Below are 15,533 nucleotides of genomic sequence, written 5' to 3'. Positions count from 1 at the left end.
AGCAACATATATGTGTGGAATCGTTGGTGCCGTTGCCGAGCGCAATATCACAGCCATCCTCATCGAAGGTCTCAAGCGCCTGGAATACCGTGGTTACGACAGCGCCGGCCTTGCGGTCTTCACCCAGCAGGGCGAGCTGCAGCGCCGCCGTCGCATCGGCAAGGTCAGCGAGCTGGAGGCAGCGGTTGCCGCCGATCCTCTGGCTGGCCAGCTGGGCATCGCCCACACTCGCTGGGCAACCCACGGTGCGCCAACCGAGCACAACGCTCACCCGCATTTTTCCGGCCATGAAGTGGCGGTGGTGCATAACGGCATCATCGAGAACCACGAAGCCCTGCGCGAAGAGCTGAAGGACCTGGGTTACGTGTTCGTGTCGCAGACCGATACCGAGGTGATCGTTCACCTGCTCCATCACCTGCTCAAGAGCATTCCCGACCTGACCGACGCCCTCAAGGCCGCGGTTAAGCGCCTGCACGGCGCCTATGGCCTGGCGGTGATCAGCGCCAGCCAGCCGGATCGTCTGGTGGCGGCCCGCAGCGGCAGCCCATTGGTGATTGGCCTGGGCCACGGCGAGAACTTCCTGGCGTCGGACCAACTGGCCCTGCGTCAGGTCACCGACCGTTTCATGTACCTCGAAGAAGGCGACATCGCCGAGATCCGCCGCGACCAGGTGCAGATCTGGGACCAGGCCGGCCATTCGGTCCAGCGTGAAACGGTGCAGTACCACGAAGGCGCCGAAGCCGCCGAGAAGGGTAACTATCGCCACTTCATGCTCAAGGAAATCCACGAGCAACCCAGCGTCGTGCAGCGTACCCTCGAAGGGCGCCTGGGCAAGGACCATGTGATGGTGCAGGCCTTCGGTCCACAGGCCGCCGAGCTGTTCGCCAAGGTGCGCAACGTGCAGATCGTCGCCTGTGGCACCAGCTACCATGCCGGCATGGTCGCCCGCTACTGGCTGGAAAGCCTGGCCGGTATCCCCTGCCAGGTGGAAGTGGCCAGCGAGTTCCGCTACCGCAAGGTGGTGGTGCAGCCGGACACGCTGTTCGTCTCGATTTCGCAGTCCGGCGAGACCGCCGACACCCTGGCGGCACTGCGCAACGCCAAGGAGCTGGGCTTCCTTGGCAGCCTGGCCATCTGCAACAAGGGCATCAGCTCGCTGGTGCGCGAATCCGACCTCACCTTGCTGACCCTGGCCGGTCCGGAAATCGGCGTTGCCTCGACCAAGGCGTTCACCACCCAGCTGGTGTCGCTGATGCTGCTGACCCTGGCCCTGGGCCAGGTGCGTGGCACGCTGGAAGCAGGCGTCGAAGCCGAGCTGGTCGACGAGCTGCGTCGCCTGCCGGCGCGCCTGAGCGAAGCGCTGGCAATGGATGGCGTGGTCGAGAAGATCGCCGAACTGTTCGCCGACAAGCACCACACCCTGTTCCTCGGCCGTGGTGCCCAGTACCCGGTGGCAATGGAAGGCGCGCTCAAGCTCAAGGAGATCTCCTACATCCACGCCGAAGCCTACCCGGCCGGCGAGCTCAAGCACGGCCCGCTGGCGCTGGTGGACAGCGACATGCCGGTGGTCACCGTGGCGCCGAACAACGAGCTGCTGGAAAAGCTCAAGTCGAACCTGCAGGAAGTCCGCGCCCGTGGCGGCGAGCTGGTGGTGTTCGCCGACGAGCAGGCCGGCATGAGCAACGGCGAGGGCACCCATGTGATCAACGTGCCACACATCAACGATGCACTGGCGCCGATCCTCTACACCATTCCGCTGCAACTGCTGTCGTACTACGTCGCCGTGCTCAAGGGCACCGACGTCGACCAGCCGCGCAACCTGGCCAAGTCGGTGACGGTGGAGTAATCAGCGCCAGCGTTGGCTTCGAGTTGATCTCCAAGATTTAAAACTGTCGCAGAGGGGGAGCCGCGCCTGGCTCCCTCTCTCAAGATGGCTTTCCAATCTCCCGCTTCATGCGTGCGGCGTAACTTGCACCTCAACTGGCACATGGGTCTGACATGGGATCACCTGAGACTTGTGAGCGATTCCCTGCGTTTCAATGCGCAGTGAGCGTCCAAGGCATGGCGCCCGGTCTGACGGTCGGGAAGGGGCGCAGGCCCGCCTTACGAAGCAGCCTGAAGGCCGAAGGACTCTGCAATACGACCGATAATGGTCGGAAGGTCGCCCGGGATCTTCAGTGATTTGAGGTCGATGTTCTCAGCTGCCAAAAGCCCAAGGAACTGCGCCATGTCTGCGGTAAGGCTTTCGGACAACTCAATCACTTCACCGGTCAGTAGGCCGGAAAGGCGCAGGACGTCGTTACGGTGCTTTCTGATGTCCCCGCTGTCGACCCCACTCTCGCCGTTTGCTTTGCGCTGAGACAGGTCGAGCCAGGCTTTGACCTTGAAGGGGATGAGCCGATCAGCGCTGATGTAGGTCAGCTCCTCGCTCTGCTGGCGACCCGCTAGAAGGAACTGGTAGTAGTCCTCATTCAGGAGGATGGCACTCAAACTCGAAACCGATTCACCTGTGGGGATCGGGGTCAGCGTTGCGTTTTCCTTATGCTCCAGTCCTTCAGGTACACGCGAAAAGAGTTCAATCATGGCCGGGTACGCTTCGTCTTTCGGGCCTTGGAACCGATAGAAGATGGGATCAGGACGCTCGCCGCCTCTCTGCCTGATCTCATACCCACCCGCGTTGATAAAGTCCCAGAAATGCGCGACGAACCCAGCATCCAAGGCTTCGATCACCAAGACGATGTCCAGGTCCTTGGTGGTCCTGAAACGTTCACCCGCTTCGTCCATTGCCAGTGCGCAGGCAACGCCACCGATCAGGACGTAGCGATCGCGGAAATCCCGGAAATGCTGGCCGAATACGTCCAGACCTTTCACGCTAACCATTTCACCTGTTCCTTGAGTTCATTCAATGCAATCTGAATGCGTTCGTCGGGGGCGTCGTCCAAGCTCAGAAACAGCGACGCTGCGTCTGCTATGCATGTGCTTTCGGTGAGCGACGGATACGCCCAGATCTCCACCCATTCCTCGATCGCATCCACCGACTCAACGACCTCGAACGCTCGGTGCGCCAGCATGTCGTTGAACACTTTCTTGGTCATTCCCCACACTGCTTGCTCAGGCTCCGCCAGCATCGTGTATTTGGCCAGAGCAGTTTCCCCAGCGAGATATACACCAGGTGCCATAGGGATGGTGTTGCGCGTAATGCCAACCGTTTTTCTGACGGGTGACCGTAGGTATTGCCTGGCTTTTCGGAACACCTCAGCGGGTGATCCTTCGAATGCGTAGGTCTTCCAGGGAAGATCGCTTTTGGCTGGGGTAATCACCTCCAGCGATGTCAGTTGTTCCACGGCCTTCGAGAGCGTTACACGGCTGTAATTGAGATCGCCCAGCAGAGCGTTCGTGGTGAAATAGGCTTCGTCGGTTTTGCCGGCATACAGGCATGAGAGAAGCATGGCCTGCGCTGCGGGGAGGAGGGCGGCAATCTCACCTTGCTCACGCCGCTGGCGGAAGCTTTCGCGCAGGTCCAGCGCGATCTCCGGTATGAACATCTGGAAGCCGGGCTGGATAAAGTTGACCTGATGCGTGATCAGGCTTCGGCGGTCCGGAATCGACATGGATCTGCAGACGTAAGCGATCACTTGGTTGGTGGCTTTACGTACCAACTCGATGTGCTTCTGCAGCTTCACGATGCCTGGGTAATCGACCTCATCCCGGGCGACCAGCAGCATGATCTTGAGCGCGGAGTTCTTCCCCGTCGGGATGCTCAATTCATAAGTCTTGTAGCTGTCCTGGACAGTGTAGGGGACCCTGATTTGCATCGGCTCCAGGTGCGCGGTTACCCCAAGAACAGACTCGATGTAGGTCTTGGCTTCGTCTTGTAAATTTGACATGTCCGAGCTTCGTGTAAACCAATTTTTTAAACTGTAAACCACAGTAGTTTACAGGTCAAAAAAGTGGTTTACAGTCCAGTCTTTACAAGCTCGAACAGGATAAATGCCATCCAGAGTGCATACGGGGTGGTTAAAGCGGACCGTGCTAGCCTGCTGGGGGCAGGTTTTGCACGAATATTTGACGTGGTAGCAATATTTGCAACCGAAGGCTACCGTCTCGGCCTGAGGCCGAAGTAACCTGCCCAGGGCCGAGCGCCCCTCCGGCTCGATCGGGCCGCGAGCTTGTGGCCAAGCGATGCAGCGACACATTGGTCGTCCAGGAACGGACGATCCGACAACAAGAACAAGGAAGTCATCGACATGGATGTGAGATGTGATCAGCTCAAGGCGCTGATGGGCACCCTGTGCCTGGCGTTCGCCACCGGACTGCCGCTGTCGGCCGCGGCGGCCTATCAAGAGACTGGCCGCCCGGGCGACCCCGCCAGCTGGCGGTCGGCCGAATACCAGCAGGACTGGGGCCTGGAGCGCATGCAGGCGAGCCAGGCCTATGCCGCCGGGATCACCGGCGCCGGGGTGCGCATCGGCGCCCTGGACTCAGGGTTCGATGCCGCCCATCCTGAGGCCAGTCCCGAACGTTTTCACGCGGTTACCGCCACCGGCCAGTACCTGGACGGCACCCCGTTCAGCGTGTCCGGGGTGCTCAACGGCGCCAACGACAGCCATGGCACCCATGTCACCGGCACCATGGGCGCTGCCCGTGATGGCATCGGCATGCATGGCGTGGCATTCAATGCCCAGGTCTACGTGGGCAACACCAACAAGAACGACAAATTCCTGTTCGGCACCGACCCCGATCCGCGGTATTTCAAGGCGGTCTACGGTGCCCTGGTGGATGCCGGGGCACGGGCCATCAACAACAGCTGGGGCAGCCAGCCCAAGGATGTCAGCTATCAGACCCTGGGCGACCTGCGCGCGGCCTACGCCCAGCACTTCCAGCAGGGCACCTGGCTCGACGCCGCCGGCGACGTGGCGCGTCGTGGCGTGATCAACGTGTTCAGCGCCGGCAACAGCGGTTATGCCAATGCCAGCGTGCGTTCGGCGCTGCCGTACTTCCAGCCGGAGCTGGAAGGCCACTGGCTGGCGGTGTCGGGCCTGGACAAGAACAACCAGCAGAAATACAACCAGTGCGGCATCGCCAAGTACTGGTGCCTGGCGACCCCGGGTGCGGCGATCACCAGTACCGTGCCCGGTGGCGGCTACGCCACCTACAACGGCACCTCGATGGCCGCGCCCCATGCTACCGGGGCCTTGGCCCTGGTCATGGAGCGTTACCCCTATCTGAACAACCAGCAGGCCCTGCAAGTGCTGCTGACCACCTCGCGCCAGCTGGACGGCTGGCCAACCCAAGGGCCCAGCGACCGGGTGGGCTGGGGCGTCCCGGACCTGGGCCGGGCGTTGCACGGCCCAGGGCAGTTGCTGGGTGAGTTCGACGTCAACCTGGGGCGCGGGCAGGGCGATACCTGGAGCAACGGTATCTCCGATCAGGCACTGGTGCAGCGGCAGGCCGAGGACGCAGCTGAACGCCAGGCCTGGCAGCAGACCCTCAAGGATCGCGGCTGGGAGCATGGCCTGGCAGAGGGCGCCAGCCAGCAGGATCGCAGCGACTATGCCCTGGGCATGGCCCGCGACGCGGCCGCCGCGCAGCGGGTCTACCAGGGCAGCCTGGTCAAGTCCGGGGCTGGCTGGCTGGCGCTCACCGGTGACAGCAGCTACCGCGGCCCGACCCGGATCGATGGCGGGTTGCTGGTGGTCAACGGTAGCTTGCAATCAGCGGTGACGGTCAACGCAGGCGGTAGCCTGGGCGGCAATGGCCGAATCGGCGCCCTGACTGCCGGCGCCGGTGGGGTGGTGGCTCCGGGTAACTCCATCGGCACCTTGAGTGTCGCCGGCAACCTGGACTTGCAGCCGGGCTCGACCTACCAGGTGGAGCTGTCGCCCACGGCCAGCGACCGGCTCGTCGTCGGCGGCCAGGCCAGTGTCGCTGGCGCCAATCTCAGCCTGGAGCCCCAGGCGCGACCGAACCTGTTGGCCGGTGGCCCGGTAGCCAGCCTGGTAGGGCGCCAGTTCGACATCCTGCAGGCCGCGGGTGGCGTCGACGGGCGCTTCGCCCAGGTCCAACCCGCCTACCTGTTCCTGGGGACCATGCTCGATTATTCGGCCAACGGCGTGCAACTGGACGTGACGCGCAGCGCCACGACGTTCGCCAGTGTCGGCGCCACACCCAACCAGCGTGCCAGCGGCGGTGCTGTGGAGCAGCTGGGGCCGGGCAATCCCGTGTATGAAAGCCTGCTGCTTTCGACCTCGGTGGACCAGGCCCGGGACGGCCTGCGGCAGCTGTCCGGGGAGATCTACCCGGCGCTGGACTCGATGCTGCTCAGCCAGGGCTCGGTCTTGCGCGATGCCTTCGGTGAGCGCGTGCAAGGTGGCGACGGGCCTGCAACGACTGCCCGCGAGCCAGGTTCGACCCAGCTCTGGCTCAAGGGCCTGGGTAGTTGGGGACGTATCGAGGGCGTGCAGGGCAGCGAGTCCTATACCACCTCCCTGGGCGGCATGCTGCTGGGCCTGGACCGTGACTTTGACGAGCAGACCCGGGCCGGCCTGGCCGCAGGCTACAGCGACAGTTCCCTGGGCATGGGGGGCAGTCACTCCCGGGCCACGGTCGACAGCTATCACCTGGGCGCCTATGCCCGCCACGACCTGGACCAGCTGCGCTTGAGCCTGGGCGCCAGCTACAGCTGGCACCGTGCCGAGGTCCGGCGCGACCTGGCCTATGGCGAGGTGTCCGGTCGCCAGCGCGCACGGATCGATGCCCGCAGCCAGCAGCTGTTCGCCGAGGCGGCCTATCGCCTGACGTTGCCGGCGGTGCAGTTGGAGCCCTTCTTCAACCTGACCTATCAGCACCTGGATCGTGACGGCTTCCACGAGAAAGGCGATGCCGCGGCGTTGCATGCCGGTGATGAGCAGCGTGACGCCTGGCTCAGCACCCTGGGCCTGCGTGGGCGCCAGCAATGGCAACTGGGCCCGCGGCAGGACCTGCAGCTGGCGGCAAGCCTGGGCTGGCAGCATCGCCTGAGCGGGACCCAGGATCGCGAACACCTGGCCTTCGCCGGCAGCGACCTGCCGTTCCGGGTGGAGACTGCACCGGCCTTGCGCGATGCCGCGCTGGTTGGACTGCAGGCACGGATTGGGTTGACCCGCGACCTGGACCTGAGCCTGGACTACCAGGGGCGCCTGGCCAGTCGCGAGCAACAGCATGGCGCGGGGCTCAACCTGCAATGGCGGTTCTGAAGCGCCCTGGTGCGGGTTGGGCCAGGCGTTGCAACACGGAGTGTGACCAACGCGGTATTCAATCAAAACAAAACTAAGGAAGGTCGTAGTGAAGCAAGTCAGAAAGGATGACAGCGCACTCGCGCAGGGCTGGGCCCTGGCTCCGTTGGGGCGGGCATTGGTGGGTTGGGTGGCGCTGATGGGCACGGCCCAGGCCGCGCCCTACGTGGAAAGCGGCCGGTTGGGCGATGCCAGCAGCTGGCGCAGCAGCGAATTCAAGGCCGACTGGGGGCTGGGGGCGATCCACGCCGACAGCGCCTATGCCGCTGGCTACAGCGGCAAGGGGGTGAAGCTTGGGATCTTCGACCAGCCGGTCTACGCCCCGCACCCCGAGTTCGCCGGCAAGGACAAGATCGTGACCCTGGTCACCAGTGGCATTCGCCAGTACACCGATCCCTACATCCCGGTGAAGGCCGGCGATGCGTTCCGCTATGACGGCAGCCCTTCGTTGGGCTCGGATGGCAAGCTCGGCTCCCACGGCACCCATGTCGGCGGGATCGCCGCCGGCAACCGTGACGGCGAGTCGATGCATGGCGTGGCCTTCGATGCGCAGATCATCAGCGCCGACAACGGCGACCCCGGCCCCGAGGACGGCATCGTCCTGGGCAACGATGGCGCGGTGTACAAGGCCGGCTGGGACGACCTGGTGGCCAGCGGCGCGCGGATCATCAACAACAGCTGGGGCATCGGCATCACCGATCGCTTCGCCAAGGGCGGGCGCAATCCGGATTTCCCGCATTTCACCGTGGACGATGCCCGGGCACAGTTCGCGCAGATCCAGCCGCTGCTGGGCACCTTGCCCGGTGGAGCCTATGACGGCGCCCTCGCCGCCGCCCGCAGCGGGGTCATGACGATCTTCGCCGCCGGCAATGACTACAACCTGAACAACCCCGATGCGATCGCGGGCCTTGCCTATTTCGTCCCGGACATCGCCCCCAACTGGCTGACCGTGGCGGCGTTGCAGCAGAACCCCGATACCAGCAGTGCCAATCCCTATCTGATCAGCACGTTCTCGTCCCGTTGCGGCTATACCGCGAGCCTCTGCGTATCGGCCCCCGGTACCCGGATCTACAGCGCGGTGATCGGCGGCACCAGCCTTCAAGACCTGACTCTGGGCTACGCCAACAAGAACGGTACGTCCATGGCCGCGCCCCATGCCGCCGGTGCGGCAGCGGTGCTGATGGAGCGTTTCCCCTACATGAGCGGCGCACAAATCGCCAGCGTGCTGCGCACCACCGCCACCGACATGGGCGCGCCCGGCATCGATGCCTTGTACGGTTGGGGCATGATCAACCTGGACAAGGGGATCCGCGGCCCGGGCATGTTGGTCACCGAACAGGACATTCCCGAGGAGTTCCGCATCGCCGGTGGCTACGGCCCGAGCCAGTTCGTGGTCGATCTGCCGGGTATCGGCGCCCTGGTGGATGCCGGCAGGCCGACCCAGAGGCGCTGTAACGACCTGAGTTGCGTGCTGGACCTGTGGAGCAACGATATCTCTGGCCATGGCGGCCTGACCAAGCAGGGCATCGGCACCTTGGTGCTCACCGGTAACAACACCTACTCCGGGCCAACCCTGGTCAACCAGGGACGGCTGGCGATCAATGGCTCGCTGCAATCGACGGTGACGGTCAATGACGGCGGTGTGCTGGGCGGCAATGGCCGGATCGGCGCGCTGGTGGTCAACACTGGCGGCGTGGTGGCCCCAGGCAACTCCGTCGGCACCTTGCGCGTGGATTCCGACGTGACCTTCCAGCCGGGCTCGACCTATGCCGTGGAGGTGGATGCCAGCGGCAGCGATCGCCTGGTCAGCGATGGCACGGTTTCCCTGGGCGGTGCGAACCTGGCGCTGGACCTGCAGAACCCCGGGGTTTCGCTACAGTCCCAGCAGGCAACGAGCCTGGAGGGGCGTCAATTCGACATCCTGGATGCCGCGGGCGGCGTACAGGGTGGTTTCGCCACGGTGCAGTCCAACTTGCTGTTCCTCGGCGGCGGCGTGTCCTATGGCGGTAACGGGGTGCGGCTGGTAGTGCAGCGTAATGCCAGTTTCGCCAGTGTCGGCTTGACCGCCAACCAGCGTTCGGTGGCCGCGGCCGCCGATCGACTCGGCGCGGGCAACCCGGTCTACGAGAGCCTACTGCTGTCGACCGATGCACGCAGCGCCCAGCAGGCTTTCGATCAGCTGTCCGGGGAAATCCACCCGGCGGTGGGCAACCTGCTGCTCAACGACAGCCGCCAGTTGCGCGACGCCGTGGGCGAGCGTACCCGCCAGCAGGGCATCGCCGCCGCTCCGGCCGTGGACGGCCAGGGCAATGGCCTGTGGGTCAAGGCTCTGGGTGCCTGGGGCAAGGCCGACGGTGATTCCGGACATGCGCGCTATAGCAGTTCGATTGGCGGCATGCTGCTGGGTGTCGACGGGCAGATGAGCGAGGACACCCGCCTTGGCGTCTTCACCGGCTACAGCGACAGCTCGCTGAGCATGGGCGATGGTCGTCATTCCTCGGCCAGCGTCGATAGCTACCACCTGGGTGCCTATGCCGGCAAGGAGCTGGAGCAGATACGCCTGAGCCTGGGCGCCAGCCACAGCTGGCACCGCATCGAGACCAAGCGCGAGCTGCAGTACAACGAGGTCAGCGATCGCCAGAAGAGCAAGCGCGATGCCCAGAGCACCCAGGTGTTCGGCGAGGCCGCCTGGAAGGTCGCCCTGCCGAGCATGGCGCTGGAACCGTTCGCCAACCTGGCCTATGTGCATATCGCCAGCGACAGCTTCAAGGAACATGGCGGCGCTGCCGCGCTCAAGGGTGGGCGGGACAACCGCGACGCCTGGCTCTCGACCCTGGGCATGCGCGCCGGCAAGCAACTGCAATTGTCCGGCGGCCAGGCGGTGGAGCTTGCCGCCACCTTGGGCTGGCAGCACAACCTGAGTTCCACCGGGGCCGACCAGCACTTGGCCTTCGCTGGCCAGGGCGACAGCTACAAGGTCCAGGCGCTGTCCCTGGATCGTGATGCGGCGGTGGTCGGCGCACGGGTGGGGATTGCCCTGGGGCGTCAGGCCAGGGTCAACCTCGACTACAACGGATTGCTGGGTAGTCGCGACAAGAGCCACGGGGTCGGCCTGACCCTGGACTGGGCGTTCTGAGGCCATTTCGTACCAGCCCCGCGGACTTGGCAACGGGTTCGCGGGCGCACGAGATAGCCCGCTCAAAAGCCCGACATGGCTCACATAGCTTGTAAAACAATGCAACCCACGCCAGAGGTTGCAGTGGTTAACATTGAGTTCCCTCAGCCGCCATCATTTCTACATGGCAACTTCATCGGAGCCGCCCAGTTGGGCCTTCCTTGACGAGAAAGGCTCACACTGCACATCACCCTTCCCGGCAGAGCGCTCTACACGGCCTCTGACCAGTCGATTCATCACGCCAGCTTTCCTGTCGCCATCCCACTTCGTTGAGATGCTACGCCTACCTGCACGCGAGCATGCCCAAGCCGGTATGTCACGCATGACGGTGGATGTGGGTTCCTCGTCGCGTTTCGACTATTCGGGTTCGCCGTGGTCTGGGCTGCCCCGCGAGGGCGGCCACCGACGGCAGGGGCATGCACGGGGCTTGCGCCGATGGCGCATGCAGGAGAACCGCAATGGAGTTTTTACTACTGGCTTTTTTGATCGTCCTCAATGGTCTGTTCGCCATGTCGGAGATCGCCCTGGTTGCCGCCAGGAAGGCGCGGTTGATGAAGCTGGTGGCCGAAGGAGACTCGTCAGCCGCGGTGGCCCTGAAGCTTGGCGAGGATCCGACCAGGTTTCTCTCCACTGTGCAGATCGGTATCACCTCCATAGGTATCCTCAACGGGATCGTTGGTGAAGCGGTGCTGGCCGAGCCTTTGGCTCAATGGCTGAAAGCCCTGGGCGTATCGGGTTCGATGGCCGGCATCGGGGCGACGGCAGTCGTGGTGATCGTGATCACCTATGTATCCATCGTGATCGGTGAGCTGGTGCCCAAGCGCATTGGGCAGATCAATCCCGAGGGCGTCGCATGCCTGGTCGCACGGCCGATGGTGAGCCTGGCCTTCCTGACCAGGCCGTTCGTGGCCGTGCTGTCATGGTCGACCCAGACCATCCTGCGCATCATGGGCGTGCGTGCGGTCGACAACTCGGGCGTCACCGAGGAAGAAATTCAGGCAATGCTCGAAGAGGGTTCCGAAGCGGGTGTGATCGAACAGAATCGGCATCAGATGGTACGCAACGTGTTCCGCCTGGATGCCCGCCGACTCGGTTCGTTGATGATCCCACGCTCAGAGCTGATCTATGTCGACATTCGCAGGGCGACACAAGAGAACGTCCAGCTGATGCTCGAGTCCGAGCACAGCCGCTTTCCGGTCTGCGACGGTGGCCTGGACAACCTGCTCGGCCTGATTCATGTCAAGCAGGCCTTTGCCTGCCTGGCCAAGGGAGAACAGCCCAACTTCACCGAACACCTCCCTCCCTGTGTGTTCGTTCCTGAAACCCTTACCGGGATGGAGTTGCTGGAGCAGTTTCGTGTCAATGGCATGCACATGGCGTTCGTGATCGACGAGTACGGCGAACTGGAAGGCATAGTCACTCTGCAGGACTTGCTGGAAGCGGTAACCGGCGAATTCACCCCCGACAATGAAGACGATGCCTGGGCCGTCCAGAGGCACGATGGCTCCTGGCTGCTCGACGGTGCAATTCCGATTCCGGAGATGAAAGACCGCCTGGCATTCAGGGCAATGCCCGAGGAAAACAAGGGCCGCTATCACACCCTGTCCGGCATGGTGATGCTTCTGTTGGGGCATGTGCCGGCCACGGGGGATCGAGTGGAGTGGGACGGTTGGATGCTCGAGGTGGTCGACATGGACGGCAAGCGCATCGACAAGGTGCTCGCGACTCCAATCGAGGCTCACGAGGGCTCGCTGCAATGGAATGACATGAGCGGCCGCGATGAAGGGAATGAGCGCTGATACTGCTCACGCTCGCTACGAAAACCGTGGAAGCCGCTGTCGCCGCGCCTGAGCGGCGAGGCTCGGAAGGGGTTGTGCCACTTGTCTGGTTAAGAAAATTCCTGCGCATTTTTAGGACATGGGTCAATAGAGCGGCATTGCGCTTGTCTTACTTTTCCGAGTCCCTGTATCACCAAGGACGAGAATGCCATGCAGACAATGGAACGTAGCCACGACATACAACCCTTGCAGCACCCTGATATCTCCCTCCAACTCAACGGTCAGCCAGTGCTCGCAGCCGCAGGCGAAACCGTGCTCAGCGTCCTCAACGCGGTGGGCCTGCGCCTGGTGGCGCGCAATGATCACGGCCAGGTCAGTGGTGCGTTCTGTGGCATGGGCGTATGCCACTGCTGCCTGGTACAGATCGATGGCCGCCCCAAGCGCAAGGCCTGTCAAACCGTGGTCAGGCCCGGTATGCGCATCGAGACCGAAGTGAACCGCGTGCAAGAGGAGACCCAGCCATGAGCCTTCGTCCCGTGATCGTCGGTGGCGGTTCGGCCGGCATGGGCGCGGCCATCGAGCTGGCCGAGCATGGCGTGGACTGCCTGCTGTTCGACGAGGCCTCGCGTCCCGGTGGCGTGGTCTACCGTGGCCCGCTGCGCGCCGGTGTCGACCTGGGCTACCTGGGGCCGCGCTACAGCAAGGCCCTGAACAAGCTGCACGAAGACTTCAGTGCCAGTGCCAGGCATATCGACCTGCGCCTCGGGCATCGTGTGGTGGGCGGTGACGAGCAGCGTCTGATGGTGCTCGATGGCGATGAGAAATTGCACGAGATCGACTATTCCCACCTGTTGCTGGCCGCTGGCTGCCACGAGCGCAATGTGCCGTTTCCCGGCTGGACCCTGCCGGGCGTGATCCTGCTCGGTGGCTTGCAGTTGCAGATCAAGAGCGGCGTGGTCAAGCCACTGGGCAGCACCTTGATTGCCGGTACCGGTCCGTTGCTGCCGCTGGTCGCCTGCCAGCTGCACGCGGCCGGTGCCAAGGTGGCTGGCGTGTACGAGGCCTGTTCGTTCAACCGCATCGCCAAGCAAAGCCTGGCGTTGATGAACAAGCCGCAGCTGTTCCTCGATGGCCTGAGCATGCTCGCGTACATGAAGCTCAACGGCATCCCCATGCATTACGGCTGGGGCGTGGTAGGCGCCACGGGGGAGGGCGAACTGCAGGAGGTCCAGGTCGCCCCCTACACCCAGGACTGGAAGCCGGACATGACCCGCATCCAGCGCGAGCAGGTCCAGACCTTGGCGGTGGGCTATGGCTTCATTCCGCGTACCCAGCTCAGCCAGCAGCTGGGCTTGGATCATGGCGTCAGCGAGGATGGCTATCTGCGTGCCGAGTGCAACGTGTGGCAGCAGAGCAGCCAGCCGAACATTCATCTGGCCGGCGACATGGCGGGCATCCGCGGTGGCGAGGCGGCGATGCTCACCGGACGCATTGCCGCGGTTTCCATGCTGCAACAGATGGGCAAGCTCGATGCCGAGCAAGCTATCGAGCGCCGTGAGCAGTACCTGGGCAAGCTGGCGGCGATCAAGCGCTTCCGCTCCGGGGTGGAGCGCTACACCGCGCGCGGGGCGGCGCAGATCGAGCTGCCCCAGGCCAACACGGTGATCTGCCGCTGCGAGCACGTCACCCGCGAGCAGATCGACCTGGCCCTGGAGCAGGGCGTGGAGGACATGGCCAGCCTGAAGATGCGCACCCGGGTGAGCATGGGCGACTGCCAGGGGCGCATGTGCGTTGGCTACTGCAGCGACCGCCTGCGCGATGCCACCGGGCGCAAGGACGTGGGCTGGTTGCGTCCGCGTTTCCCGGTCGACCCGATCCCATTTTCCGCATTCGAGCAACTCGGCACGGAGGCCTGAACATGAACAAGCATTACGACATCATCATCGCCGGCGGCGGCGTCATCGGCGCGTCCTGTGCCTACCAACTGTCCAAGCGCGGTAACTTGAAGATCGCCCTGATCGATTGCAAGCGTCCGGGCAACGCCACCCGCGCCTCGGCCGGCGGCCTGTGGGCCATCGGCGAGTCGGTCGGGCTGGGCTGTGGGGTGATCTTCTTTCGCATGATGTCCTCGCGCGGCAAGCGCGAGGCCAATGGCGCGGCGGTGGTGGTCGATTCGAGCACGCCGCATATCCTGCCGGAGTGCTTCTTCGACTTCGCCCTGCAGTCCAACGCGATTTATCCACAGCTGCACCAGGAACTGATCGAACGTCACGGCATGGACTTCAAGTTCGAACGCACCGGACTCAAGTACATCATCCAGGATGAAGAAGACCAGCTGTACGCCGAGCATATCGTCAGGCAGATCCCGCACCTGGCCGATCAGGTACGCTGGCTCGATCGCGACGCGTTGCGCGCTTCGGAGCCCGCGGTGACGCTCAAGGCCAATGGCGCGCTGGAGTTTCTCTGCGACCACCAGGTCAGCCCGTTCCGCCTCGGCGATGCCTACATGGAGGCGGCGCGGCAGAACGGCGTCGACCTGTACCCGAACGTGAACATCACCGGTGTGCTGCATGAAGGTTCGCGCATCAAGGGTGTGCGCACCGCCGAGGCTGGCGAGTTTCACTGCGGCACTTTGATCAATGCCGCGGGCGCCTGGGCCGCCGAGCTGAGCGAATGGGCGACCGGGGAGAGCATTCCGGTCAAGCCGGTGAAAGGCCAGATCGTGTTGACTGAGCGCCTGCCCAAGCTGCTCGATGGCTGCATCACCACCAGCGACTGCTACATGGCGCAGAAGGACAACGGCGAGATCCTGATCGGCAGCACCACGGAAGAGAAAGGCTTCGATGTCAGCAATACCTTCCCAGAAATCAATGGCCTGGTGCAGGGCGCGATTCGTTGTGTGCCGCAGCTGGCGCAGGTGAACCTCAAGCGCACCTGGGCCGGCCTGCGCCCGGGGTCACCAGACGAGCTGCCGATTCTCGGGCCTGTGGATAATGTGCAGGGTTATTTCAATGCCTGTGGACATTTCCGCACCGGGATCCTGACGTCGGCGATTACCGGTGTGTTGCTGGACAAGGTTGTCCACAACGAGGCGTTGCCGTTGGATATCACACCATTCCTGGCGTCGCGCTTCCGTGGGGGTGTGGATAAACAACTGGCCCACGGCTAGGTCGAGCACTTGTGGGAGCTGCCGGCAGGCCTGCCGATGCCATCGCGGGACAAGTTCGCTTTCATGGCACTGCATATGACTTATTGATTTAGCAGGGGCTTGTGGTAGCAACTGCCTTGCTGAGATTTTTCAACTGG

General features: G+C 63.6%; 9 protein-coding genes. 7 read left to right on the top strand and 2 right to left on the bottom strand.

Annotated features, from left to right (window positions below):
• The first annotated feature begins 10 nt into the window (after positions 1-10).
• Positions 11-1,846, top strand: coding sequence for a glutamine--fructose-6-phosphate transaminase (isomerizing) (gene glmS, locus N5D48_RS06580; protein WP_279882411.1), 1,836 nt, complete (start codon positions 11-13; stop codon positions 1,844-1,846).
• Positions 1,847-2,103: 257 nt separating this feature from the next.
• Here the strand turns inward: glmS and N5D48_RS06575 are convergent, their stop codons facing one another.
• Positions 2,104-2,880 carry a hypothetical protein gene (locus tag N5D48_RS06575; RefSeq protein ID WP_279882409.1) on the bottom strand — a complete coding sequence of 259 codons (777 nt, stop codon included), beginning with the start codon at positions 2,878-2,880 and terminating at the stop codon, positions 2,104-2,106.
• Entirely contained in the window at positions 2,868-3,887 is a 1,020-nt protein-coding gene (locus tag N5D48_RS06570) for a hypothetical protein (RefSeq protein ID WP_279882407.1), read from the bottom strand. The genes N5D48_RS06575 and N5D48_RS06570 overlap by 13 nt, the downstream gene beginning before the upstream one ends.
• 360 nt (positions 3,888-4,247) lie before the next feature.
• On the opposite strand from N5D48_RS06570, the gene N5D48_RS06565 reads away from it, so the two are divergent.
• From N5D48_RS06565 to hcnC, 6 genes are all read left to right on the top strand, one after another.
• On the top strand, positions 4,248-7,235 hold the full coding sequence (locus N5D48_RS06565) for an autotransporter serine protease (RefSeq protein ID WP_279882405.1): 2,988 nt from the start codon (positions 4,248-4,250) through the stop codon (positions 7,233-7,235).
• A 178-nt stretch (positions 7,236-7,413) separates the two neighbouring features.
• Positions 7,414-10,410 carry an autotransporter serine protease gene (locus tag N5D48_RS06560; RefSeq protein ID WP_279882500.1) on the top strand — a complete coding sequence of 999 codons (2,997 nt, stop codon included), beginning with the start codon at positions 7,414-7,416 and terminating at the stop codon, positions 10,408-10,410.
• Between the two features lie 497 nt (positions 10,411-10,907).
• Positions 10,908-12,248: a hemolysin family protein gene (locus tag N5D48_RS06555; protein WP_279882404.1), complete on the top strand. Its 1,341-nt coding sequence runs from the start codon at positions 10,908-10,910 to the stop codon at positions 12,246-12,248.
• 189 nt (positions 12,249-12,437) lie between these two features.
• Positions 12,438-12,752 (top strand): cyanide-forming glycine dehydrogenase subunit HcnA, encoded by a 315-nt coding sequence (gene hcnA / locus N5D48_RS06550; RefSeq protein WP_279882402.1) that lies wholly within the window; start codon positions 12,438-12,440, stop codon positions 12,750-12,752.
• Positions 12,749-14,143 (top strand): cyanide-forming glycine dehydrogenase subunit HcnB, encoded by a 1,395-nt coding sequence (gene hcnB / locus N5D48_RS06545; RefSeq protein WP_279882400.1) that lies wholly within the window; start codon positions 12,749-12,751, stop codon positions 14,141-14,143. Before hcnA ends, hcnB begins: the two co-directional genes overlap by 4 nt.
• Before the next feature lie 2 nt (positions 14,144-14,145).
• A complete protein-coding gene (gene hcnC / locus N5D48_RS06540; RefSeq protein ID WP_279882398.1) occupies positions 14,146-15,396 on the top strand; it encodes a cyanide-forming glycine dehydrogenase subunit HcnC in 1,251 nt (416 codons plus the stop codon).
• Positions 15,397-15,533: the final 137 nt, after the last annotated feature.

It is taken from the genome of Pseudomonas sp. GD03858 (assembly GCF_029840925.1).
Classification (GTDB): Bacteria; Pseudomonadota; Gammaproteobacteria; order Pseudomonadales; family Pseudomonadaceae; genus Aquipseudomonas.
This window is presented reverse-complemented; position numbering and strand designations above follow the sequence as displayed.

Bases quoted from the DNA above. Each gene is read 5' to 3' on its own strand.
- N5D48_RS06560 (WP_279882500.1), top strand. From the start codon at position 7,414: ATGGGCACGGCCCAGGCCGCGCCCTACGTGGAAAGCGGCCGGTTGGGC.
- N5D48_RS06565 (WP_279882405.1), top strand. From the start codon at position 4,248: ATGGATGTGAGATGTGATCAGCTCAAGGCGCTGATGGGCACCCTGTGC.
- hcnC (WP_279882398.1), top strand. From the start codon at position 14,146: ATGAACAAGCATTACGACATCATCATCGCCGGCGGCGGCGTCATCGGC.
- glmS (WP_279882411.1), top strand. From the start codon at position 11: ATGTGTGGAATCGTTGGTGCCGTTGCCGAGCGCAATATCACAGCCATC.
- N5D48_RS06555 (WP_279882404.1), top strand. From the start codon at position 10,908: ATGGAGTTTTTACTACTGGCTTTTTTGATCGTCCTCAATGGTCTGTTC.
- hcnA (WP_279882402.1), top strand. From the start codon at position 12,438: ATGCAGACAATGGAACGTAGCCACGACATACAACCCTTGCAGCACCCT.
- N5D48_RS06575 (WP_279882409.1), bottom strand. From the start codon at position 2,880: ATGGTTAGCGTGAAAGGTCTGGACGTATTCGGCCAGCATTTCCGGGAT.
- hcnB (WP_279882400.1), top strand. From the start codon at position 12,749: ATGAGCCTTCGTCCCGTGATCGTCGGTGGCGGTTCGGCCGGCATGGGC.
- N5D48_RS06570 (WP_279882407.1), bottom strand. From the start codon at position 3,887: ATGTCAAATTTACAAGACGAAGCCAAGACCTACATCGAGTCTGTTCTT.